Genomic DNA, 23,356 nt, shown 5'->3' with positions numbered 1-23,356 from the left:
CCCTTGCGGGAGAAGGAACAGATCAGGCCGGCCCGATCCCTCCACCCGCGAACAGCTGCGCCACGTCGTCCGCCCGACGGTTCAGCACCATCCGCCGGTTGATCGAGCCCTTGTCCGAGACTTCGTGCGCCTCCGGGTCGGGCGGATCGGCGAGGAACAGCAGACGACCGATACGGCTGGACTGGCCGGGGTTGTCGCGGTTGTGAGACGCAAGCGCTTGGGCGACGGCGGAGACGACGGCCGGATGATCCGTGTTCGCCCCGCCGGTCAGGCGACGGACACCCTCCGGATCGGCCCAGGCAAGGACAGCGACATCGGCCTCGCCATCACCGCAGATGACGACCTCGCGCACCACGCCGGCGAGCCGGCCGAGCAGGGACTCCCTCAGGCGACCGGCGATGACGAAGGTGCCGTTCATAAGCTTGAACTGTTCGGCGCGGCGGCCGGCGAAATACAGGCCGCCCTCCGGCCGGTCACGGTCGTGGAAGTCGGCGAGGTCCTCCATACGCAGGAACCCCTCCTCGTCGAAGGCCGCAGCGGTCTGGTCCGGGTCGGAGAAATAGCCGGGCGTGACGGACGGCGCCTTGACCCGCACCTCATAGACGCCGTCGCAGGGCGCCAGCTTGAACCCCGCGCCCGAGACAGGCAGGCCGATGCCGACGCGGGTGTCCTCCCACCATGTGTAGCTGATCGCCGAACCGGTCTCGGTCGAGCCGTAGCCGGAGACGAAGACGAACCGCCGTCCCGTCGCGCGCACCGCGATTCGTTGCAGCCGGTCATGCAGCGCCTGGGGCAGGCCTGCGCCGCCGAACAGCATGGCGCGCAGCTCGATGAAGAAGCGGCGAGCGAAGTCCCCATCGGCCTCCAACGCATCGGCCAGCATCGCATAGCCGTTCGGCATGGTCCCGTAATAGCGAAGCGGAATCTCCTTCAGATTCCGGATCGTCTCGTCGAACTTGCCGGGCATCGGTCGCCCGTCGTCGATGTAGAGGGCGGCGCCGAGGCAGGTGATATTGGTCATCAGCGACGAGCCGGCGATGTGGCTCCAGGGCAGCCAGTCCAGCGCCTGACGGTCCCATGCGAAGGCGTCGCCCATGGCCTGGAAGCCCGGATGGGTGTTGCCCGTCGCCATGGCCATGGTGTGGATCACCGCCTTGGGCCGCCCGGTCGAACCTGAGGTGAGCAGGTAGCGGGCCGGTTTCGTCGGATCGAGGGCGGCGATGTGAGCGGACAGGTCCGGCGCCGGGAAGCCGACAGCCTCGCTCCAGTCGACGGCGCCCGGAATCCCCGGCGCGGCGGTGACAATGATCGCGTCATCGGGTGGGACGGCGGCGATGGCTGCGGCGAAGAGCCCGGCCTGTTCCGCATCGACCAGGCCTGGCCGGATCAGGTCGACGACGTGGCGCAGCCGCTCGAAGTCGGTCGACAGCAGCGAATAGTTGACGCTGACCGAGGTGACCGGGACGCCCGCCACCATTCCGGCGAAGATCAGGACCGCGTGGTTCAGCGAATTCTCCGACAGGACCAGGATCGGCCGGTCGGCGGTCACCCCGCGATCCATCAGCCAGGCGGCGACCGAAGCCACGCGCGACCAACCCTCGCCGTAGGTCAGTCGGGTCCAGTCCCGCTCCGGACCCTCTCGCTTCGCCAGCCACAGCCTGTCCGGCGTCGCATCGGCATGACGCCGGAAGGTGGCGGCCAGGTTGGGGTCGTAGGGTTTCAGCGGCGCCCTGCCAGAGACGATGACCACCCCGTCGGGACGACGCTCGATCTCCACCCCCACCTCTCCAAACCGCACCGGACGACAGGGCGCGGCGGTCAGGTCGATGGCGGAAAGCGTGTCGGTCATGGGGCGATCCTAAGCCCGGCGAAGTCACTTGCAAATCAGGATTTATCGACGGGCGACGGGTGGCGCGATCTGGTGCTAGGATCGACTCGGCCCAGCGCAGATCGGGTCGAAGACAAAGACCAGTCCGCGTGACGCCTCCCTCCACCCGCAACCTGATCATGGGCAATCCCGTGGCCCGCGCCTTCGCCGTGACCGGCGACGCCTGGACCCAGTTGATCCTGCGCGAGGCCTTCTATGGCGCGCGGCGCTTCTCGCACTGGCGCGATCGGCTGGGCATGCCGCGCAGCGTCCTGACCGACCGGCTGAACCGGCTCACGGCCGCGGGCCTGCTGGAACAGCGCGAGGCCCGGGGGTCGGCGACGCGGATGGAATACCGGCTGACCGAGATGGGGCTGGACATGTTCGGGGTCGCGGTCATGCAGGGTCAGTGGGAGCGGAAATGGGCGCGTTCGCCGCTGCAGGAACGCTACGCCATGGCCTTCTTCGACCGGGAGACGGGCGCGCGGGTCACGCCTGCGGTCTTCGACCATGAGGGCGGTCGACCGATCGAGCCGCATCACGTCCGCTGGGAGGCAGGCGAGGGCCTGGTCCCCATCGCCCCGCCGACCTCGCGGCGGCGTCGTACCCAGCCGATTGAGACCGACAGGGCAATCATCGATCGCTCGACCGACATCATGGGCGACTACTGGAGCTGGGCCGTCCTGGCCGCCGCCTTCTTCCGCCTGCGCCGGTTCGACGAAATCCACGAAGCGCTGGGCGTGGCGACCAACATCCTCGCCGACCGGCTGAAGACCATGGTGTTGCAGGGGGTGCTGGAGAAGCGCCTCTATCAGCAGGCGCCGCCGCGGTTCGAATACCGGCTGACCGAGGCAGGCCGCGACCTCTATCCGATGATCATGGCCATGCACGGTTGGTCGGAACGATGGCTGTGCCCGGACGGCTCGCCGCTGCGGCTGATCGAAACCGGGACGGGCGACCCGATCTCGGCAGTGGTCTGCGACATCGCGACCGGGCGGAAGATTGACCCGCGCAACATTCGCTGGGAGGTCGAGGCGGCGGCGCCGGTCGAGACCAGCGCCGCCTGAGTCCGATCAGAAACTACGGCTGATCGCGATGCCGTAGGAGCGTGGCGGGCCGAAGACGCTGAAGCCCACCCCGACGTTCTTGATGATGTGCTGCTGGTATTCCTCGTCGCCCAGGTTTTTGCCGTAGACGGCGATCTTCACCCCGTTCGCGGCCTCCCATGACGCATAGGCTCCGACCAGGCTGTGGGCCGGCGAGCGGACCTCAGGATTGTTAGACGGGTCGAAGAAGAAGTCGTCCGTCCATTGATAGTCGATGCGGGCAGCCAGCTCGCCGCCCCACATATCCCACTCGCCGTCGGCGTACAGGGTGTACTGGCTCTCCGGCGAACGCGGCAGGATCAGGCCGTTGTAGCGGAGGATCGAAGCGCCAGAGACGGCGTTGGACGTGTATTGGGCGTCGAGCGAGGTGTAGGAACCGCCGATCGTCAGGTTGTTCGTGACCGCGAAGGCGCTCTCGATCTCATAGCCATTGACCTCGGCCTGGGCGTTGGACGTGACCAGGTTCAGACCCAGCAGCTCATAGACCTGCAGATCGTCGTACTCGAGCTTGAAGGCGGCGGCGTTGAAGCGCAGCCGGCCGTCCATTACAGTCGACTTGATTCCGAGCTCGTAGTTGTCGAGCAGTTCCGAGCGCAGCGGCGTGCCGGCCTGGACGCCCGTCTGGGCGCCTGACGGGAAGGACCCGGCCTTGTAGCCCCGGTCATAGGAAGCATAGAGGCGCACGTTGTCGAACGGCTCAACCGCCAGGGCGATCTTCCAGGTCGGCTCCTCGAAGCTGGCGTCGGCGCGGACGTTGTAGGGGGACCCGGTCGGCCCCAGGGGGATGCCGACGGGCGGGTTGAGACCCAGGTCATTGTCCAGCGCGACCTGATGGATCTCGCGCTCGTCATGGGTCCAGCGGGCGCCAAGCGTCAGTTCCCAGATATTGGCGAACGGAATGGTCGCCTGACCGAAGGCGGCGTAGCTCGAGTTCGCGGCCGTCTGGTTGAATGTGGTGTCACCGCCGAACGACGGCGGCGCGATCGGCAGCGCGGCCTGGACGATGAAGCGCTCCGAGCGGTCCACGTCCTCGCTGAAGTAGTAGACACCGGCGACCCAACTGACTGCCGAGTCCGGCTTGGAAACCAGGCGGAACTCCTGGCTGAACTGGCTGGCGTCCTCCGTGGCCCGGTCATCAACCATCAGCGGGAAGTTCGGGAACGGCAGCCCGCCGAGGTTATCGCGCCAGCTGTATTCGTTGTTGCGATAGGAGGTCAGGGAGACGACGTCGAACGCCTCGGCGGCATACTCGGCCCGCACCGTGGCGCCCCAGTTGTCGCGGTCCTGATAGTTGTCGGGCGAGGAATAGCTCTGGCGAACATCCAGCCCGGTGCGAAGGCCGTTGATGAGGGCGACAAAGGCCGGAGCCGTGCTCGACGTCGTGACCGGAATACGGGCGTGACCGTCCATCCGGTCGCGAGAAACATCGACCGATCCGGTCAGCGTCCAGGGACCGGCCTCGGTCATCAGCGAGACTCGCGCGCCGAACTGGTTGCCGCCCTCCAGCCCTCGCTCTGAGGGCACGTTCTCGGCATAGCCGTCGTTGGAGTTGACGCGGACGGCCAGGCGGGCGGCCGAAGCCTCGCCCATCATGCGGTTGATCACCGCCTCGCCGCCCCATTCGTTGAAGCTGCCATAGCGCAGCAGCGCCATCGTCGTGTCTTCAAGCTGGGGCTTGCGGGTATAGACGTTCAGCGCGCCGCCCGAGGCGTTGCGGCCGTACAGGGTGCCCTGGGGCCCGCGCAGGATCTCGACCCGCTCGATGTCGAGGAAGGCCAGGGAACTGGCTCCAGCTCGACCGATCGAGACTTCGTCAATGGAGACCCCGATGGAGGGGTCGCTGGCGGCCGAGTCGCTCGTGGTGCCCACCCCGCGGATGTAGAGCTGGGGCTCGCCGATATTGAACTGGGTCAAGGTCACGCCCGGCGCCTTGGACGCCACATCCTGGATGCCCTGGGCCGCCGTGCGCTCCAACGTCTCGGCGTCGAAGGCGGTAATGGCGATCGGCACGTCCTGCAGCGACTGTGCGCGACGCTGGGCGGTGACGATGATGTCGTCCAGCGAGGCGGCCTCGTCCTGCGGCGCGGGCGTTCCAGTACTTTGGGCGAAAGTCGGCGTAGCCAGGCCGGCGGCCAGAATCAGCACGGCGGCGGACGCGGTCTTCCCGATGATGGTCTTCATGTTGGCGGTCCCGTTCCCATGATTGGCCCCCTGTTGCCGGAAGCTCTGCCGAGAGGCTTGCGCCAACAGACCAGATTTGCAAGTCCTTTTACGCAAGTGTTGAGCGAGGAGAGTTCATGGCCGACCGATCGCTGGAGAACCGTGTTGTCATCGTCACGGGGGCAGGGCGCGGCCTGGGTCTGGCCTATGCGCTGGATCTGGCAGCGCGGGGCGCGAGTGTGGTGGTCAACACCCGACCCAGGGCTCAGGGCCAGCCGGCCTCAGCCGATGCGGTAGCCGCCCGAATCCGCGCGGAGGGCGGCAAGGCCGTGGCCTGCGCCCTGGCCGTCGAGCAGGACGGAGCCGGAGACCGGCTCCTTGCGGCGGCGCTGGACGGGTTCGGTCGCATCGATGGGCTGATCAACAACGCCGGGGTGCCCGAGGCGATGAGCCTGCATAAACAGAGCGTCGAACAGGTGCGGGGCGTCTTCGACATCAACTTCTTCGGAACCCTGACGGCGACCCTGCCGATCTATCGGCACATGCGCGAACAAGGGGCGGGCCGAATGGTGATGACCACCTCGGCGGCCGGTCTGCACGGGGTGCACGGCATGGCGGCCTATTCGGCGTCGAAGGCAGCAGTGATCGGCCTGATGCGGGTCATCGCCCTGGAGGGCGCGTCCAAGGGCGTCCACGCCAACGCCGTCGCCCCCTACGCGCTGACCGCAATGACCGAGAAATACGTCGACGACGCCACCGCCGCAGCCATGCCCGCCGAACTGGTCGCGCCCGTGGTCAGCTGGCTGGTCAGCGCAGGTTGTCAACTGAACGGCGAGACCCTGGTCGCCGGGGCCGGCAAGGTACGGCCCGCCTGGCGGATCGAGGGGCCGGGGGTAGATTTCGGACGGGATCCGGATATGCCGCTGGAGCGGTTCAACGCGGGCCGCGAGGCGATGATGTCTGGCGAGACCTGGTCGCGTCCTTATGACGGTAACACCGCTTTCGAGGAGTTCCTGGCCGCCAGGCCTCCCAGGGCGTGAAACCTGACTTGCGTTAAGATACCGCTGCGCGTAACTTGCCTTTCTGGATGGATGGAGCTTGAGCCATGGCCGACGACGCCGCCGTAGCCCGCAGGATCTCGACGGGCGAATTGACCGGCCTTAACACCCTGAATCCCTATCTGCAGGGCCTGTACGAGCCCGTCGCGGCCGAGACGACGGCGCTGGAACTGCCGGTCATCGGCGAGATACCGAAGGATCTGCACGGGTCCTTCGTCCGCAATGGCCCGAATCCACATGAGGCTCCCGAGGGGATGCACCACTGGTTCGACGGCGACGGCATGATCCACGCCGTCTATTTCGAGAACGGCAAGGCGGAGTACCGCAACCGCTATATCGGCACCGACGACTATCGCGCCGAGAAGGCCGGCAAGGCGATCGGCGCCGGCGGCGTCCTGATGCCGTCGTCGAAGTCGCGGCCGGATTCGATGCGGGGCGAGCTCGTCTACAAGGACACGGCCAACACAGACCTTGTCTTCCACAACGGCTCGCTGATGGCCCTGTGGTACATCTCCGGCAAACCGGTGCGGGTCGATGCGCGCACTCTTGAGACGCTCGGCAACGAGGACTTTGGCGGCGGCCTGTCACGCCACGTCTCGGCCCACGGAAAGGTCGATCCGAGGACCGGGGAGTTCTGCTTCTTCGACTACTCCCTGACAGAGCCGTGGATGACCTGGGGCGTCGTGTCGAAGGACAATGTCCTGACCAACTTCCAGCGCGTCGACCTGCCCGGTCCGCGCCTGCCGCACGATATGGGGCTGACCGAGAACTACGTCATCCTGCACGACCTGCCGGTGGTCTTCACCGAGGGCGGCCTGCGCAACCACATGTGGCAGATCAAGGTGGCCGATCAGCCGGCGCGGTTCGGCGTCGCGCCCAAATACGGCACGGGCGACCAGATCAGATGGTTCGAGACCGAGACCTGCTACATCTATCATGTCGTCAACGCCTGGGAGGACGGCGACGAGGTCGTCATGACCGCCTGCATGATGCAGCCGAACGGCTTCCCGCCGAACCCGGCCTATGGCCCCTACGCCTCGATGGTCAACGTTCTGGCGCTGAACGCCGTGCCGGTCGAGTGGCGGATGAACATGGTCACGGGCGAGGTGAAGAAACGCCAGCTCGACGACCGCATCGGCGAATTCCCGGTCATCAATCTCGACCACACCGGCGCCAGGGCGAAATGGTCCTACCATGTGTCGATGGCGCCGGAGGAACTGCAGCGGTTCGATGGTCTGCTGAAATACGATCTCGGCACCGGTCAGGCGCAGGAATACAAGTTCGGCGGCGGCATCGGCGGGTCCGAGCCCGTGTTCGCACCCCGCGTCGGATCGACCTCCGAAGACGACGGCTATGTTGTGGTCTTCGCCACGGCGCCGGACGGAACCTCCGAGGTACAGGTCCTGAACGCCCAGGACTTCGACAAGGGCCCGATCGCACGCATCCCCCTGCCCGTCCGCGTGCCGGCCGGATTCCACGGAACCTGGGCGCCCGGCGACCAGATCGCGGCCTGATCCGAACCTCGGGGAGTAGCTTGTGACCGCATACATTCTGGACGCCGTGCGCACGCCGCGCGCCAGGGCCCGCCCCGACGGAGGCCTGGCCTCGATGAAGCCGCATGAGCTGGTCGGCGGTTTGATCGACGCCCTGGACGCCCGCAACGGCGGCGCGGCGCGGAAGGTCGACGCCCTGATTCTGGGAGCCGTCGGCCAGGTCGGGGCGCAGGGGGCGAACGTCGCCCTCGTGTCCAAGATGTACGCCGGGCTGCCGGACGAGGCCTATGCCTATTCGATCAACAACTACTGCGTCTCGGGTCTGACCGCGATCGGGCAGGCGGCGCAGATGGTCGAGGCGGGCGGGGCGAAAACCGCTCTGGCCGGCGGGGTCGAGATGATGTCGCGCGTGCCTTTCATGGGTGACAAGGCCGACTACTACGAGGACGCCAGCTTCCCGCCACGCACCCGCTACATCCCCGTCGTCGTCGCCGCAGACAGATTGGCGGAGGACCTCGGCGTCAGCCGCGAGGAGATGGACGCCGCGGCCCTCACCTCGCAGCAAAGGACGGCCGCCGCCGAGGGCACGCCCCTGGTCAAATCCCGAATCCCGCTCAACGGCCTCGACAGGGAGGAACCGGCCCGGGGCTCGACCACCGCCGAGAGCCTGGCCGCCATGCCCGCCGCCTTCGGCGCGCTGGGCGAACAGTATGCCGATGCTCTGGAAGGCAGGGTCATCGACCACCGACACACCGTCGCCCACGCCCCGCCGATGTGCGACGGCGCCGGCCTCGCCATCGTCACCGGCGAGGCGGCCGGGGCGCGCGCGAAGATCGTCGCCTATGCCGAGGCAGGCGGCGACCCGGCCGCGTCCCTGACCGCCGGGTTCACGGCCATGGACCGGGCGCTGGCCAGGGCGAACCTGAGCCTCGACGACATGGACCGGATCGAGTTCATGGAGGCCTTCGCCGTCACCATCGTCAAGTTCATGCGCGAGCGGAAGGTCGACCCGGACAAGGTCAATGTCGGCGGCGGCCACATGGCCAAGGGCCACCCGATGGGGGCGACCGGCGCCATCCTGCTGTCGTCGCTGCTGGATGCGCTCGACGCCTGCGAAGGACGCTACGGCATCGTCGTGGCGCACGGAGCCCAGGGCATCGGCTCGGCGATGATTGTCGAGCGACTGGGCTGATGGACGGGTCCGCGACCAGTCTGGACGACCGTCGCATAGCGCTGATCGCGCGCCATGCGCCGACGCTGGCGTCCGCCATCGACGCGGTCGAGACGCGCAAGAGCTGGAGCCCCTACAGCGACAGTCCGTCCACGAAGATCCACGGCCCCGACAAGCCGGGCGCGGGCAAGGCGGCGTTCGAGGCGCGTCTGGGCACGACCTTCGACCTGGGCCAGCCCGGCGTCGTCGGCGAGGTCGGCGAGGAGGTCTCGCCCTTTACTCAGAAGCCGCTCGGCATCCGCTATCCGCAGAGCGATCCGGAGGCCCTGGTCGTTTCGGCCGTCAGCGCCATGGGCGCCTGGCGCGAGGCCGATTTCGAACTGCGCATCGCCCTGTGCCTGGAGATCGCGGCGCGTCTCTACGACCGAAATTTCGAGATGGCCCACGCGGTCATGCATGTCGCCGGCCAGAGCTATACCCAGGCGTTCAGCGGCTCCGGCCCCAATGCGCTGGACCGGGGCGTCGAGGCCCTCGCCTATGCCGCCAAGGCGATGCGCGATGTGACTCCGTCGGCGACCTGGCGCCGCACGTTCGCCGGCGAACAGGTCACCCTGGAGAAGACCTATGTGCTGGTCCCGCGCGGCGTGGGGCTGGTGATCTGCTGCGCCTCCTTCCCGACGTGGAACGCCTATCCGGCGATGTTCGCCAGCCTGGCCACCGGCAATCCGGTCATCGTCAAGCCGCACCCCATCGCCATCCTGCCCATGGCCATCGTGGTCGAGACCAGCCGCGCCGTGCTGACCGAGTTCGGCTTCGATCCCAACCTGGTGATGCTCGCCGTCGACACCCTCACAGATCCTGTCGCGCAGACGCTGGTCGACGACCCGCAGGTGCAGATCATCGATTTCACCGGCAGCCCCCGCTACGGCGGCCATCTGGAACGCACCGTCGTCGGCAAGCAGCTGTTCACCGAGACGGCCGGGGTCAACACGGTGGTCATCGAGAGCGTCGCCGATCTCAACGCGGTCGCCCGCGCCGTCGCCCGTTCGTCCAGCCTGTTCTCGGCCCAGATGTGCACCAGCCCGCAGGTCATCTACATCGCGCCCGACCTGTTCGAGCCCATGTCCGCCGCCATCGTCGAACAGATCGACGCCATCGCCTCCGACCCCGCGCAGGCGGCCGGCATTATGGGCGCGATCCAGGGCGAGGTGTCCCTGACGGTCGTGGCCGAGGCGCGCGCCGCTGTCACGGACATGGCCGGGGTGCGGACGCTCCGCGAACCCGCACCCTACGCCCATCCGCAGTTCCCGGCCGCCCGCACCCTGACCCCGCTGGTCATCGCCGTGGAGGACGGCCAACACGTCGATCTGTATGCGGAGGAACGGTTCGGTCCGGTCCTGTTCCTGGTAAGGAAGGACGCCGACGAGGCGGTGATGGAGGCCACCTGGCTGGCCCGCACCAAGGGCTCGATCTCGTCCTACCTCTATGCGACCGACGAGGATTTCATCGAGAGGGCGACGCCGGCTTATGAGGCCGCCGGCGCCAATCTGTCGATCAACCTGACCGGCGCGATGTGGATCAATTTCGCCGCCGCATACAGCGACTATCACGTCACAGGGCTGAACCCCGCAGGCAACGCCTGCCTCGCGGATCTCGCCTTCGTCGCCTCGCGCTTCCGCATAGTCCAACGAAGACGGCCCGGGGCGTGAGCGGCGACGTCTTCATCGCCGGGATTTCGATGACCCGCTTCGGCAAGCGGCCGGACGACAGCGTCAAATCCCTGACCGCCGAGGCCGTGACGGCGGCCCTTGCCGACGCGGGCGCAGCCGTCGGCGACATCGAGGCGGCCTGGTTCTCCAATACGCGCCAGCCGATGCTGGAGGGCCAGAACACGGTGCGGGGCCAGATCGCCCTGCGGCCGCTGGGCCTGACCGGTATTCCGGTGGTGAACGTCGAGAACGCCTGCGCCTCCGGCTCGACGGCGCTGCTCTCGGCAATCCACTGGATCAAGGCCGGCGCGGGCGATATCGCCCTGATCGTCGGGGTCGAGAAGATGGTCTGGCCGGACCGCCCCGAGCGCGTTGCCGCGGCCTTCGCCGGCGGCACGGACATCCACGACCGCGAGGGGGTCGTCGCCTATATCCGGTCGATGGGCGGCGAGGACCCCGGACCCGATCGCAGCCTGTTCATGGACTTCTATGCAGCCCAGGCCCGCGCCCATATGGCTCGCCACGGCACGACCCAGGAAGACTTCGCCCGTATCGCGTCCAAGAACCACAGCGTCGGCGCCCTGAACGAGCGCGCCCAGTACCGCACGCCCATGACGGTCGACCAGGTCCTGGCCGACAAGCCCGTGGTCTTCCCCTTCACCCGCGCCATGTGCGCCCCTGTCAGCGACGGTGCGGCGGCGGCGGTGGTCTGTTCGGCGGCCGGTCTGGCGCGCCTGTGCGGGCCGGGGCGGGCTGTCCGCGTGCGCGCCTGCGTCCTCGTCAGCGCCAGCGACCGGGCGGCGAACGACTTCGAGAATCATATCGGCCGCCGCGCGGCGGCGAAGGCCTATGAACAGGCCGGCATCGGTCCGGTCGCCGTCGATCTCGTTGAGGTCCATGACGCCACCTCCTATGCCGAGGTGCAGCAAATCGAGAACCTGGGTCTGGCAGAACCGGGCACAGTCGGCGCCCGCCTTCGCGCAGGCGACTTCGCCCTCGGCGGCCGGACCCCGGTCAATCCGTCGGGCGGTCTGGTGTCCAAGGGGCATCCGGTCGGGGCGACCGGGATCGCCCAGCTGTTCGAGTTGACCACCCAGTTGCGCGGCGAGGCCGGGGCGCGGCAGGTCGAGGGCGCGCGCATCGCCGCGGCCGAGAACGGCGGCGGCTTCCTCGGCGTCGAGGAAGCCGCGACCGTCGTGACCATTCTGGAGCGGGCGGCATGACCCACCCGATCCGCGCCCTCTATGACAACCGGGCCGCCAAGGCCGATCGTCCCGCCCTGTTCGACGGCGATGTGACCCTGACCCACAGCGAATTGATCTCACAGGTCGAGGCGGCCGCCGGCGACCTGGCGGCGCGCGGCGTTGGACCGGGCGACCGTGTCGGACTGTGCGCGCGGAACAGCTGGCGCCACGTCGTCGCCTATCTGGCCATCCTGCGGGCCGGCGCGGTCTGGACGCCGCTCAATCCCCGCAACGGCGCCCGTTTGAACAGCGACTTCCAGGCGCGTGCGAATCTGGCCCTGACCCTGATCGACGCCGCATCGAGCGAGTCCGCCCGCGCCTCAGCCAACCCCCTGTCGCTGGAGACCTGGCTGGATGGCCTGGGCGCCGCGACGCCGCCTCCGATCGCGGACGATCCCGGCGCGCCGTTCGCCCTGAAGTTCACCGGCGGCTCCACCGGCGTGCCCAAGGGCGTCGTCCAGAGTCAGGTCAGCGGGGCGGCCGCGTTGCGCTCGCTGGCCGAGTTCTACCGCTTCACCGCCGGCGATGTGAACCTGGCCGTCGCGCCCCTGACCCACGGGTCATCCCACTATGTCCTGCCCGTGCTGGCGGCGGGTGGAGCGCACATCCTGCTGGCCGAACCCGACCGCGCGGCGATACTGACCGAGCTCAAGACGCGGGTGACCACCGTCTTCATGCCCCCGACCCTGATCGCCTTGCTGATGGGCGAGGCCGAGTTCCAGCCCGACGACTTCCCCCGCCTGCGCCACCTGACCTATTTCGCCGCGCCCATGTCGCCGGACCGGATCGCAAAGGCTATCGCCCGTTTCGGCCCCGTCGTCTCCACCCTGTACGGCCAGACCGAGGCGCCCATGACCATCACCGGCCTGTCGCCCGCGGAGATGGCTAATCCCGACAAGCGCGCCAGTGTCGGCCGGTTATTCGCCGGGACACCGGTGCGGCTGCTGACCGCCGATGGCGATCTGGTCGAGCGGGGCGAGGGCGAGATCATGGTCGGCGGCGACCTGACCCGGACCCACTATCTGGACGCGCCCGAGCTGACGGCGGCGTCGCGCCACGAGGGCTGGCTGAAGACAGGAGACATCGGCCGGATCGATGACGACGGTCTGCTGCATCTGATCGGCCGGTCCAAGGACCTGATCATTACCGGCGGCTACAATGTCTATCCGGGCGAGGTCGAGGCGGCGCTGAACCTGCATCCGATGGTGCGCGAGGCGTGCGCCTTTTCCGAGCCCGACGACGTCTGGGGCGAGCGCCTGGAGGCGGCGGTCTCTGTAGCCCCCGATGCGGACGCCGCCGCCATCACCGACTTCGTCCGGGACCGGATCGGCCCGGTGCGCACGCCCAAGCGGCTGCACCTGCTGGACGCCCTGCCCCGCAATCCTGTTGGCAAGGTGGTGCGAGACGACGTCCGCGCCCTATGTCGAACTACGCAACGACCGCTGGAGCTTGCCCGATGATCGTGATCCCGAAGGACCGCATCAAGGAGATGAAGTCGAAGGGCTGGTGGGGCGACCAGACGCTGGACGACCTGTTCCAGAAACATGTCGCCGCCCATCCTGACAGCGAGGCTCTGGTCGATCCGTTGAACGCGGCCGATGTCGTCGGCGGCCAGCCCGACCGCCTGACCTGGCGCGAGACCGCCCATGCCGTCGATCGGCTGGCGGCGGTCCTGGTCGCGCATGGGATCACCAAGAACGAGGTCGTGGTCATCCAGCTGCCCAATATCGCCGAACTCAGCATCGCCTATCTGGCCTGTCTGCGTCTCGGCGTAATCGCCAGCCCGGCCCCGGTCCAGTACCGCGAGAGCGAGCTGGCCTACATCATCGACCGGACCGATGCCGTCGCCGCGATCACTGCCGACCGGATCGGGAAGCAGCAGCACGGCCAGATGATCGTCGCGCTCAAGGCCCGCTGCCCGACGCTGAAGACCGTTTTCGTCCTGGGCGAGACCTGCCCGGCCGGCGCGCTCGATCTCGAACCCCTGATGGACGGGGTCACGGGCAAACAGCACCGCGCGGCGCAGAAGGCGGCCAGGGACGCCCGCATCACCGCCGATGACATCTTCACCATCTGCTGGACGTCCGGCACCGAGGCCCAGCCGAAGGGCGTGCCGCGGAGCCATAACGAATGGATCATCATGGGCGCCGGCGTCATCGACGCGGCAGACCTGGAGCCTGGGGCGCGGCTTCTGAACCCGTTCCCGATGGTCAATATGGCCGGTATCTCGACGGCCTTCGTCGGCTGGCTGCTGCTGGGCGGCGTGCTGATCCAGCACCAGCCGTTCGACCTGCCGATCCTGCTGCGCCAGATCCGCGAGGAGAGGATCGACTACACCGTCGCCCCGCCCGCCGTTCTGAACCTGCTGCTGCAGAACGAGGCGCTGCTGGAGGGCATCGATTTCAAACGATTGAAGTCCATCGGCTCGGGCTCGGCGCCCCTGTCGGAATGGATGGTGCGGACCTTCCACGAGAAGCACGGCGTGCAGATCGTCAACTATTTCGGCTCCAACGAAGGCGCCTCCTTCCCCAGCGCCCTGAAGGACATTCCGGACCCGGCCGAGCGGGCCACCCTGTTTCCGCGCCTGGGCGACGGGTTCAAATGGAACTGCCTGCTTCATGACCGGATCTTCACCCGGCTGGTCGATCCGGAGACGGAGCGGGAGATCACACAATCGGGCCAGCCCGGCGAGCTGCGGGTCAAGGGCGCGACCATCTTCTCGGGCTACTGGCGCGCGCCGGAGATCAACGCCCGGGCCTTCGACAGGGACGGCTGGTTCCGCACCGGCGACCTGTTCGAACTGGCCGGCGACCGGCTGCAGTATCTGAAATTCGTCGGGCGGCTGAAGGACATCGTCATCCGGGGCGGGATGAACATCTCGTCCGAGGAGATCGAGAACCACCTCGTCGCCCACCCGACCGTGGCCGAGGCCGCCGTCGTCGGGGCGCCCGACCCGAACCTCGGCGAGCGTCTGGCGGCCTTCGTCGTCTTCCGGCCGGGCCAGACGGCGACGATGGACGAGATCAATCGCTTCCTCACCGTCGAGCGTCAGGTCGCCGTCTACAAGCAGATCGAGCGGCTGGAAACGCTGGACGCCCTGCCCCGCAATCCGGTGGGCAAGGTGCTGAAACGCGACCTGCGCGCCGCCTTCAACCAGACCGAGACCGTATGACCCCCCCCTTCGACACGCTCCGCCTGCCCGTCTTCGCCGCGCCCATGTTCCTGGTCTCGGGGCCGGAGATGGTCATCGCCGCCTGCAAGGCCGGGATCGGCGGGGCCTTCCCGACCACCAACTGCCGCACGGTCGAGGACCTTGACGGCTGGATGGCCCGGATCACCGGAGCCCTGAAGCCCGGCGACGCGCCCTGGATCGCCAACCTGATCACGCATTCGACCAATGCGCGTCTGGCCGAAGATCTGCGCCTGGTGGCCCAGTACAAGCCGCCCGTCGTGATCACCGCCCTTGGGTCGCCGAAGCCGGTGATGGAGACGGTCAAGGCCTACGGCGGGCTGGTGTTCGCCGACGTCATCTCCATGACCCTGGCGAAGAAGGCTGCAGCTGCCGGGGTCGACGGCCTGGCCTGTGTGAGTGCGGGCGCGGGCGGACACACCGGGCACCTGTCGCCCTTCGCCTTCATCTCGGCGGTGCGCGAGTTCTTCGACGGCTATATCGCGGTCGGCGGCGGCGTGGGCGACGGGGCCGGGATCGCGGGGGCGGTCGCGGCCGGGGCGGACTTCGTCTACATGGGCACCCGCTTCCTTGCGGCCACCGAGAGCATGGCCCAGCCGGCCTACAAACAGATGGTCATCGACGCCGGGCCGGACGATCTGGTGGTGTCGGACTCGGTCACCGGCACAGCCGCCTCCTGGCTGAAGCCGTCGCTGCGGGCTGCGGGTCGGGACCCGGACAATCTGGGCGGGCCGGCCGTGCGCGACTATGCCTCCGGCGGCGACACCAAGCGCTGGCGCGACATCTGGGCCGCCGGCCAGGGCGTCGAGTCGGTCAAGGCCGTGGAGCCGGTCGCCGACGTCGTCAGCCAGCTCGAGCGAGAGTACATCGCCGCAATCGAGCGCTTCGAACGCAAGACGTCCAGGCGCCCGGCTCTCTGCGGGGCGGCGTGAGCGAACCCGTCCGGTTCAAACTGGACCCGACCGTCGACGGGCTGGACCTGCTGAGGCGCTGGATGGCGGCCGGCGACGGGGTCGGCGGCTTCCTGAAGCGCCTGGGCGCGCATCCGTCAGAGGCGCGCGAAGGCTTCGTGCGGGTGGCGCTCGACATCGACCCGGGTCACGCCAACTTCATCGGCCTGGTCCATGGCGGCGTGACGGCGGCCCTGATCGACATGGCCGGCGGGGCGGCGGTGATGAGCATTCTGAAGCCCGGCCAGACCCTGGTGACGAGCGATCTGACAATGCGGTTCCTGAACGCCGCGCCCAGCGACACCGCGCGGCTGGAGGCGACGGGGACGGTCACCTGGCGGGACGACCGCAAGGCCGTGGTCGCGGCCGAGGTGCGCGCCGACGCGGGGCTGGTGGTGGCGCAGGGGACGGTGGGCGTGGCGATCCGGGCTGGGAGATAGATCCTCCCCCATTGGGGGAGGTGGCGCGTAGCGCAGCGAAGTGACAGGGGGGGCTCACCCCAAACGCCGTATTCCCGGCGAGCCCCCTCCACCGCTTCGCGGTCCCCCTCCCCCGATGGGGGAGGAATGGCGCGCTAAATCCCGACCACGAAACTGACCGTCGTCGTGGTCGACCCGCCGATGTTCAGGGTCTGGACGGTCTTCGCGCCCTCGACCTGATAGTCGCCGGCCGTGCCTGTGGTCTGTTTGAAGGCATCCAGAGCCATTCGCACGCCGGTGGCTCCCACCGGATGCCCGCAGCCGATCAGCCCGCCCGACGCATTGATCGGCAGTTTCCCGCCCATCTCGATGTCGCCGGCCTCGATGGCCTTCCAGCTCTCGCCCGGCGCGGTCAGGCCCAGGTGGTCGATGGCCATATATTCGGTCATGGAGAAACAGTCGTGGGTCTCCACCGCGTCGATGCCCGACAGGTCGAGACCGGCCCGGGCGCGGGCGTCGTCGATGGCGCGCTTCACCTGCGGGAAGACATAGGGCTGACCCTCGCTGGCCTTGATCTTGCGGCCGTAGTCGATCGGGGCGTTGCGGTGGCCCCAGCCCTTGATGCGGGGGATGCTCTCCAGCGGGATTCCGCGTTTCCGGGCATACTCAGCGGCGCGCTCCGGCGAGGCCAGGATGACCGCGGCGGCGCCGTCGGTGACCTGGCCGCAGTCGGTCTTGCGGACGCGGCCCTCAATGACCGGATTGGCCTCGTCGTCGTCGGTGAAGCTGGCGTTCGAGAAGCTGTAGTTGCGGGTCTGGGCGTTCGGATTGCGCCGGCCGTTCTTGAAATTGATTTGCGAGATGCGACGCAGGTGCGCCTCGTCGATGCCGTAGCGGCGGTCGTATTCCTCGGTCAGGTCCGAGAAGGCGCGTGGCCAGGCGTAGGTCGCGTCCAGATATTCGTGCCCGGCCCAGGCGGCGGCGCCCAGATGCTCGGCCGCTGTCACGCCGGGGACATTGCGCATCATCTCCAGGCCCAGGACCATGGCCGTGCCGTAGCGGCCGGACTCGATATCGGCGGCGGCGGCCATGATGGCCATACTGCCTGAAGCGCAGGCGGCCTCGTGGCGCGAGGCGGGCATGCCGGTGAACCGCTCGTCGGCCATGGCGAAGAAGCCGCCCAGCATCCCCTGACCGGTGAACAGGTCGCCGACGAAGTTGCCGACGTGGCCCACGTCGATGTCCTCGGGCTTCAGACCGGTCTCGGCCAGGGCGCCGTGGACGGCCTCCGCGAAGCCGTCGCCGATCTCCAGCCCCTCGCGGGCATAGTTGCGCGCGAAGTCCGACTGCCAGCCGCCGAGGATATAGGTCATGTCAGGTTATCCTTACGCTGCCTTGGCTGCCAGCATCGCCTTCGAGGCCCGGATGGTCTCGCCCTGTTCCCAGGTCGCATGGGTGCCGCTGGAGATCCGCCCCGGCAGAATGATGCGCGCCACCGGACCGTCGGCCAGTTTGCGCGCATCATAGATGACGCATTCGGACCGGTCCTCAATCATGTCGGTGACATAGGTGATCAGGTAGCCGTCGTCCTCCTCGGTCGTCCCGACGCGCGGCGCGAACCCGGGCTCCGAGCCATAGCGTTCCGGCCCGAAGTCGACGGCCCAGCTGTCCAGCGTCTCCATGTCGTGCTTGACCAGACCAGTGAACAGGAACCAGCCCGGCTTGGACACGGCGGAATAGGCCCAGCGATATTTCACGCCCGCGAACTGGTTGTTGATGATGCCGAACTCCAGCACCCGGTCGTCCAGCCGCTGCTCCGTCGTCTCGCCGGTCGTCAGGTTGAAGCGCCAGCGGTGCAGCTTGGGCTGCAGCATGTTCTGATCGAGGAAGGTCATGATCCGCTCATGCCCCGGCCAGGCGTCCGGGCTGGTCTTGGGCACCGGATTGTCCTGGAAATAGCCGTCCAGAACCACCGCGTCGCCGTCTTCCCAGGCGTTCAGGAAATGCAGCACATAGGTGGCGTCACCCTCGAACCATCGGACGTCGGCCTCGCCGCCGAAGCGGGGGATCAGGCCAAAGCGGGACTTCATGTCGGGGTGGAAGCGGGCGACGTGGAAGCCCTTGGGCAGCAGATCCTGCTCCCAGAACAGGGGGAAGTCGTTGAGGATCGACCAGTTCGTCGTGAAGGCCATGTCGTGCGGCAGGCGCGGCCCGGGCAGGGGCACGGGCGTGAGGTGCTTCAGCCGATTGTCGGCGCCGACGACGCCGTAGTGCATGTAGGGGGCGGCCTTGGAATAGTTGAAGAACAGCAGTTCGCCCGTCTTCGGATCGACCTTCGGATGGGCCGAGATGCCCTCCGGCGGGCACCAGCCGTCCGTGCCCATCGGCTCCAACGTATAGGGATCCAGCCGATAGGCCTCGCCGCACTGGTAGAAGGTCGAGAGAATGGCGCCGGCGTGAATGATGACGTCGGTCGAGGACGAGTCCTTCAGCCCGCCGTGCGCGCCCCAGCCGGGCTTCTCGGACAGCGACGGATGCTCGGCCAGACCGGCCCACAGGGCGCGACCCGCCTCCTGCTCCGCCTCGAAACCCTCGGTGCGGACGAAACGGTTGCGATAGCTGGCCTTGCCGTCCCTGAACGAGATCGCATGCAGCATCCCGTCGCCGTCGAACGGATGATAGCGGCCCAGAGGCTGATGCACCGGGTTTTCGGTATTGCGCACATAGACGCCGTCGATATCGGTCGGGATTACCCCGATGACCGGCATGTCGTCGGCGGTGTGCTCCTCGTGCTGAGGCGTCCAGGCGCCCTGCATATAGGGATGCTCGCGGTCGGTCAGTGTGACCTTAAACGGCGTCCGTGCGACGCCGTCCTTGAAGGCTGTGCGGGCCTCGCCCGGCTGTTCCAGTCCCATCGGTCGCTCCTCAAGCCGCCGGGCCGTCGCCCAGTGGGTTGCGTTAGCATACCATGCTTGCGGCGAATGGCGAGGGGGGATTAGTATGAAAGTGAAAGCGATGCCGGACACGCCGGCGCAAGAGGGAAACGACCATGGCCGATCATACCCCGCCCGCGCTGGATTTTGACGACCTCAGGCCGCCCAGCCCCTTCATGATGCCGGAGCATGACGCTTGGCGGAGCAAGCTGCGCAGCTTCGTGAACGGCTATATCGCGCCGCATCTGGACGAATGGGACGCCGTCTCCGATTTCCCTGACAGTCTCTACAAGGACGCCGCGCGTGAGGGCATCAGCGGCATGGGCTTCCGTGAGGACCTGGGCGGCACCGGCGAGAACGTCGACCTGTGGCAGCGCATCATCTTCGCCGAAGAATTCTTCCGCATGGGCTCCGGCGTGGTCTTCGCTGACCTCGCCACGCCCTGGATCGCCCTGCCGCCGATCATCAACGGCGGGACGCCCGAGATGCTGGACCGCGTCGCCCGGCCCGTGCTGGCCGGGGACAAGAAAATCGCCTTCGCCGTGACCGAGCCCGGCGGCGGGTCGGACGTGTCCGGCTTCACCACCACGGCCGAACGCCGAGGCGACGTCTTCGTCGTCAACGGCGGCAAGACCCTGATCTCGGGGGCGATGAAAGCCGACTATCTGCTGACGGCGGTTCGCACCGGCGGCCCAGGCATGGGCGGCCTGTCGATGCTGCTGATCGAGACGGACCGGCCGGGCGTGACACGCGGCTCCCTGCCCGGCCTGCAATGGTACAACCGCAACAATGGCTGGCTGAACTTCGAGAACGTCGAGGTGCCGGTGAGCAACCTCGTCGGGGTCGAGAACCGCGGCTTCGCCGGCCTCGCCAGCCAGTTCAACATCGAGCGGTTTTCCGGCATCGCCGCTACCCTCGGCATGACCCGGACCTGCGTCGCCGAGGCCATCGCCTTCGCCCGCGAGCGCCAGACCTTTGGCAAATGGCTGATCGACCACCAGGTAATGCGCCACAAGATCGTGGACATGGTCCAGCGCATCAAGGTCGCCTACGCCATGCTGGATATCCTGGTCTGGCGCTTCGGCCGGGGCGAGGTCCCGGTCGCGGATCTGGCCCTGCTGAAGGTCCAGGCGACGACGACTCTGGAGCACTGCGCGCGTGAGAGCCTGCAGGTTCTCGGCGGCCGCGCCTATACCGGCGGCAACCGGGTTGAACGCATCTATCGCGAGGCCCGCATCTTCGCCATCGGCGGGGGTTCGGAAGAGATCCTGCGCGACCTGGCGGCGAAGCAGATGGGGTTCTAGCCACCCCGGCACCGCACAAAAATAGGCCCCGCTGCTCACACAGCGGGGCCCAGGTGTCTCAGGTCAGGAAAACCCGGATGAAGCGGCTCAGAAGTTGCGCCGCAGAGTGACCCCGTAGGTGCGGGGGTCGCCGAGGAAGGCCGAGTAGGATCCCGCCTGGAAGGTCGCGGGGATCACGCGGCGAAAGTAGTCTTGGTCGAAGACGTTCCGGGCGAAGACGTCCAGCTGCCAGGCCTCGTTCGCGTCCCGCAGGGAGAAGCGGACGTTGGCGGTGGTGAAGCTGTCCTGTACGCGGTTCGGGTCGAAGCCGCCGGTGAAGAACTCGGACGAGTAGCGGGCGTCGGCATAGGCGACCCCGGTCAGGCTGTCGCCGATCGGGAACTCCCAGGTGACCGACGAGACGTTGACCCAGTCCGGCGACTGCTCCAGCTCCCGGCCGGAATACTGACGGTTCAGTACGTTCGTCGGATAGTAGGCGTCCGTATAGCTGAGACCGCTGGTCAGGGTCAGGCCGGGGGTCGGCTCCCAGGTGACTTCCAGCTCCGCGCCCTTGGTGATGACCTCGGCCAGCGAACGGACCACGAAGCTGACGCCCGTGAACTCGATCAGCTGGAAGCCTTCGAACGTCTGGTGGAAGGCGGCGAAGTTGGCGCGCAGCGAGCGATTGAAGAACTCGCCCTTGATGCCGATCTCATAAGCGTCGACCGTCTCCTCGACGAAAGCAAGGTCGGCAGCGTTCGGTGTGGCCGGGGTGGTGAAGGCGGCGCGGTCGAAGTTGTAGCCTCCCGACTTGTAGCCCCGCGAGTAGGACGCATAGGTGTTGAGCGACTGGCTGACCCGATAGGCGATGTTCACCGTTCCGGTCGTGGCCTCTTCGGTGCGCGCGTCCGTGTCGCCCGAGGGGTTCAGTCGCGTGTCCCAGAAGGGGGCGCAGAACCGGGTAATGCCGGCGGCGTCGCTGGTGCGGACGGCGCTGTCGCAGGCCGGGTTGAAGTTCTCGCCCCGGTAACTGATCTCCTTGTCGTTCTGCGTGTAGCGCAGGCCTGCAGTGATGCTGAGCGCATCCGTGACGCGGAAGACGTTGTGGGTGAAGAAGGAGAGGTCCTGCCCGCTCTGCTCACCGATGCCGCGCGCGCCGTCGCCGGGCCGGAAGGCGGCCAGGGTCGAGGCCTGGAAGGTCGCCGCGCCGCCGTAGATCAGCGGATAGTCGGCGCCCATCCGGAAGGCGCTATCGTTCAGCACGGTCTCGTCGGAGTAGAACAGGCCCACCAGCCAGTCCAGCCGGCCGTTTTCACCCTGTAGACGCAGCTCCTGGGTCAGAACGTCGAATTTCTGGTGCAGGCCGTCGGGCGCAAAGAACCCGAGGTCGGCGCCCGAGTGGTCGAAGTCCTGGGAGCGGAAGGCTTCCCAGCTGCGGAAAGCGCTGACCGAGTTCAGCGTCGCCCAGCCCAGATCCCACTCGGCCGAGGCGGACACGCCCATATCCTCGATGTCCTCCTGGTTCTGGCGGATGTTGTTCTTGGAGGCGCGCCGGTCGAACGGATTGGTCGAGGGGTATCCGATGCCGCCGCGCGCGGCCGCCAGCTGGTTGACCAGATTGTAGGTCGGGCCGGCGATGGCCAGAAGCGCCACGCAGCAGTTCTCGTTGCGGTTGGTGTAGTCGGCCGTGAAGGTCCAGCTCAGGGTCTCCGACGGACGCCACAGCAGCTTGCCGCGCACGAACTGGCGGTCGAGGTTGTCCAGGCTCTCGCCCGAGTTGGCGTCGGAATGGAAGCCGTCACGCAGCTCGTAGCTGCCCTCGATGCGCAGGGCCAGTTCATCGTCGACCAGCGGGAAGTTCGCGGCGCCCGAGATCCGGCGATCGTTGAAGTTGCCGTAGGACCCGGTGATGTTGCCGCTGATACCGTTGAAATCCGGCTGTTTCGTTGTGACGTTGATGATCCCTGAAGAGGTGTTCCGCCCGAACAGGGTGCCCTGCGGGCCCCGGAGGATCTCGATGCCCTGCAGGTCGCCCAATTCCGAAAGGGCGACCCCCGTGCGGGCCCTGATGACGCCGTCGATGATGACGCCGACGGAGGATTCCAGACCGGGGTTGGTCGAGGTGGTGCCCACGCCCCGGATGCGGATCGAGGAGTCCGCGCCGCCGCCGGGCGTCTGGAACTGAACGCTGGGGGCCAGACTGGTCAACTCACGGATATCGCTGACGCCGGAGTTCTCCAGCTGCTCGCCGCTGACTGCAGTCACGGCGACCGGCGCCTCAATCAGACGCTGCGCGCGGCGTGTGGCGGTGACGATGATCTCATCGACGACCGTCGCCTCCTGCCCGGCAGGGGCGGTCTGGGCCAGGGTCGGCGTCGCGGAAAGCGTCGCGGCGATGAGCAATGCGGATACGCTGACTGTGCCTCTGATGTTCACGCCCAATCCTCCCATGAGCCCCCGTTAGCCGAGGTGCTTCTGGTGACAATGTGTAACTGGCGAATTGAGACTGTCAAATAGCTTTTGTAATCAGACCGACTTGTGTGCTTCAGTGTGAGCAAGGCGACACGCTCCAGCTTAACTGAGGTTGCGTCGGTCGAGACCGACGGAGATTCGGCGGATTTTCGGGCAATAGAGCATTCGAAAACAGGGAGTTGCGAGTGTATTATCGCTGTTCATACAGCTTCGTTCCGCGATCAACCGACAGGATCGGTGACGCGAGTGCGAAACGAACGGGCGGTCATCTCGCAACTGCGAATGTCACTTTCATCTTGAG

At 67.4% G+C, this 23,356-nt stretch carries 16 protein-coding genes; 11 read left to right on the top strand and 5 right to left on the bottom strand.

The genetic code is table 11. The features are described from left to right. Positions 1–22: 22 nt before the first annotated feature. Positions 23–1,849: an AMP-binding protein gene (locus ACP7A5_RS02640; protein WP_426040456.1), complete on the bottom strand. Its 1,827-nt coding sequence runs from the start codon at positions 1,847–1,849 to the stop codon at positions 23–25. A 128-nt stretch (positions 1,850–1,977) separates the two neighbouring features. On the opposite strand from ACP7A5_RS02640, the gene ACP7A5_RS02635 reads away from it, so the two are divergent. Continuing rightward, positions 1,978–2,934, top strand: a complete 957-nt coding sequence (locus ACP7A5_RS02635; protein WP_426040455.1) for a winged helix-turn-helix transcriptional regulator — start codon at positions 1,978–1,980, stop codon at positions 2,932–2,934. A 6-nt stretch (positions 2,935–2,940) separates the two neighbouring features. Here ACP7A5_RS02635 and ACP7A5_RS02630 read toward each other — a convergent pair whose 3' ends face one another. Beyond that, positions 2,941–5,154 carry a TonB-dependent receptor gene (locus ACP7A5_RS02630; RefSeq protein ID WP_426040454.1) on the bottom strand — a complete coding sequence of 738 codons (2,214 nt, stop codon included), beginning with the start codon at positions 5,152–5,154 and terminating at the stop codon, positions 2,941–2,943. A gap of 116 nt (positions 5,155–5,270) precedes the next feature. On the opposite strand from ACP7A5_RS02630, the gene ACP7A5_RS02625 reads away from it, so the two are divergent. The 9 genes from ACP7A5_RS02625 to ACP7A5_RS02585 all read left to right on the top strand — a co-directional run bounded on the left by ACP7A5_RS02625 (position 5,271) and on the right by ACP7A5_RS02585 (position 16,388). Beyond that, entirely contained in the window at positions 5,271–6,173 is a 903-nt protein-coding gene (locus ACP7A5_RS02625) for an SDR family NAD(P)-dependent oxidoreductase (RefSeq protein WP_426040453.1), read from the top strand. Between the two features lie 65 nt (positions 6,174–6,238). Continuing rightward, the gene (locus ACP7A5_RS02620) at positions 6,239–7,705 is read left to right on the top strand and encodes a carotenoid oxygenase family protein (protein WP_426040452.1); all 1,467 of its coding nucleotides are present in this window, start codon (positions 6,239–6,241) and stop codon (positions 7,703–7,705) included. A 22-nt stretch (positions 7,706–7,727) separates the two neighbouring features. Further along, positions 7,728–8,876 carry an acetyl-CoA C-acyltransferase gene (locus ACP7A5_RS02615; protein WP_426040451.1) on the top strand — a complete coding sequence of 383 codons (1,149 nt, stop codon included), beginning with the start codon at positions 7,728–7,730 and terminating at the stop codon, positions 8,874–8,876. Continuing rightward, the gene (locus tag ACP7A5_RS02610; protein WP_426040450.1) at positions 8,876–10,564 is read left to right on the top strand and encodes an aldehyde dehydrogenase family protein; all 1,689 of its coding nucleotides are present in this window, start codon (positions 8,876–8,878) and stop codon (positions 10,562–10,564) included. Before ACP7A5_RS02615 ends, ACP7A5_RS02610 begins: the two co-directional genes overlap by 1 nt. Further along, on the top strand, positions 10,561–11,787 hold the full coding sequence (locus ACP7A5_RS02605; protein ID WP_426040449.1) for a thiolase family protein: 1,227 nt from the start codon (positions 10,561–10,563) through the stop codon (positions 11,785–11,787). The genes ACP7A5_RS02610 and ACP7A5_RS02605 overlap by 4 nt, the downstream gene beginning before the upstream one ends. Continuing rightward, positions 11,784–13,268: a class I adenylate-forming enzyme family protein gene (locus ACP7A5_RS02600; RefSeq protein WP_426040448.1), complete on the top strand. Its 1,485-nt coding sequence runs from the start codon at positions 11,784–11,786 to the stop codon at positions 13,266–13,268. The genes ACP7A5_RS02605 and ACP7A5_RS02600 overlap by 4 nt, the downstream gene beginning before the upstream one ends. Continuing rightward, a complete protein-coding gene (locus ACP7A5_RS02595) occupies positions 13,265–14,980 on the top strand; it encodes a class I adenylate-forming enzyme family protein (RefSeq protein ID WP_426040447.1) in 1,716 nt (571 codons plus the stop codon). Before ACP7A5_RS02600 ends, ACP7A5_RS02595 begins: the two co-directional genes overlap by 4 nt. Next, complete coding sequence (locus ACP7A5_RS02590; RefSeq protein WP_426040446.1) at positions 14,977–15,930, top strand: NAD(P)H-dependent flavin oxidoreductase; 954 nt, start codon at positions 14,977–14,979, stop codon at positions 15,928–15,930. The genes ACP7A5_RS02595 and ACP7A5_RS02590 overlap by 4 nt, the downstream gene beginning before the upstream one ends. Then, positions 15,927–16,388 carry a PaaI family thioesterase gene (locus ACP7A5_RS02585; protein ID WP_426040445.1) on the top strand — a complete coding sequence of 154 codons (462 nt, stop codon included), beginning with the start codon at positions 15,927–15,929 and terminating at the stop codon, positions 16,386–16,388. Before ACP7A5_RS02590 ends, ACP7A5_RS02585 begins: the two co-directional genes overlap by 4 nt. Before the next feature lie 134 nt (positions 16,389–16,522). Here ACP7A5_RS02585 and ACP7A5_RS02580 read toward each other — a convergent pair whose 3' ends face one another. Both ACP7A5_RS02580 and ACP7A5_RS02575 read right to left on the bottom strand, forming a co-directional pair. Continuing rightward, positions 16,523–17,740 carry an acetyl-CoA acetyltransferase gene (locus tag ACP7A5_RS02580; protein ID WP_426040444.1) on the bottom strand — a complete coding sequence of 406 codons (1,218 nt, stop codon included), beginning with the start codon at positions 17,738–17,740 and terminating at the stop codon, positions 16,523–16,525. Between the two features lie 12 nt (positions 17,741–17,752). Next, the gene (locus ACP7A5_RS02575; protein ID WP_426040443.1) at positions 17,753–19,282 is read right to left on the bottom strand and encodes a carotenoid oxygenase family protein; all 1,530 of its coding nucleotides are present in this window, start codon (positions 19,280–19,282) and stop codon (positions 17,753–17,755) included. Between the two features lie 134 nt (positions 19,283–19,416). Between ACP7A5_RS02575 and ACP7A5_RS02570 the strand changes: the two genes are divergently transcribed. Next, positions 19,417–20,604, top strand: a complete 1,188-nt coding sequence (locus ACP7A5_RS02570) for an acyl-CoA dehydrogenase family protein (protein ID WP_426040442.1) — start codon at positions 19,417–19,419, stop codon at positions 20,602–20,604. 87 nt (positions 20,605–20,691) lie between these two features. Here ACP7A5_RS02570 and ACP7A5_RS02565 read toward each other — a convergent pair whose 3' ends face one another. Further along, complete coding sequence (locus tag ACP7A5_RS02565) at positions 20,692–23,019, bottom strand: TonB-dependent receptor (RefSeq protein WP_426040441.1); 2,328 nt, start codon at positions 23,017–23,019, stop codon at positions 20,692–20,694. Positions 23,020–23,356: the final 337 nt, after the last annotated feature.

Source organism: Brevundimonas sp. TWP2-3-4b1, assembly GCF_049897665.1.
GTDB lineage: Bacteria > Pseudomonadota > Alphaproteobacteria > Caulobacterales > Caulobacteraceae > Brevundimonas > Brevundimonas subvibrioides_B.
Note: the sequence above shows the minus strand (reverse complement) of the source record. Positions and strands in the feature narration are given on the sequence as shown.

Excerpts from the sequence above, each read along its gene's own strand:
- ACP7A5_RS02640 (WP_426040456.1), bottom strand. The coding sequence starts at position 1,849 with ATGACCGACACGCTTTCCGCCATCGACCTGACCGCCGCGCCCTGTCGT.
- ACP7A5_RS02630 (WP_426040454.1), bottom strand. The coding sequence starts at position 5,154 with ATGAAGACCATCATCGGGAAGACCGCGTCCGCCGCCGTGCTGATTCTG.
- ACP7A5_RS02625 (WP_426040453.1), top strand. The coding sequence starts at position 5,271 with ATGGCCGACCGATCGCTGGAGAACCGTGTTGTCATCGTCACGGGGGCA.
- ACP7A5_RS02620 (WP_426040452.1), top strand. The coding sequence starts at position 6,239 with ATGGCCGACGACGCCGCCGTAGCCCGCAGGATCTCGACGGGCGAATTG.
- ACP7A5_RS02610 (WP_426040450.1), top strand. The coding sequence starts at position 8,876 with ATGGACGGGTCCGCGACCAGTCTGGACGACCGTCGCATAGCGCTGATC.
- ACP7A5_RS02600 (WP_426040448.1), top strand. The coding sequence starts at position 11,784 with ATGACCCACCCGATCCGCGCCCTCTATGACAACCGGGCCGCCAAGGCC.
- ACP7A5_RS02595 (WP_426040447.1), top strand. The coding sequence starts at position 13,265 with ATGATCGTGATCCCGAAGGACCGCATCAAGGAGATGAAGTCGAAGGGC.
- ACP7A5_RS02590 (WP_426040446.1), top strand. The coding sequence starts at position 14,977 with ATGACCCCCCCCTTCGACACGCTCCGCCTGCCCGTCTTCGCCGCGCCC.
- ACP7A5_RS02580 (WP_426040444.1), bottom strand. The coding sequence starts at position 17,740 with ATGACCTATATCCTCGGCGGCTGGCAGTCGGACTTCGCGCGCAACTAT.
- ACP7A5_RS02575 (WP_426040443.1), bottom strand. The coding sequence starts at position 19,282 with ATGGGACTGGAACAGCCGGGCGAGGCCCGCACAGCCTTCAAGGACGGC.
- ACP7A5_RS02570 (WP_426040442.1), top strand. The coding sequence starts at position 19,417 with ATGGCCGATCATACCCCGCCCGCGCTGGATTTTGACGACCTCAGGCCG.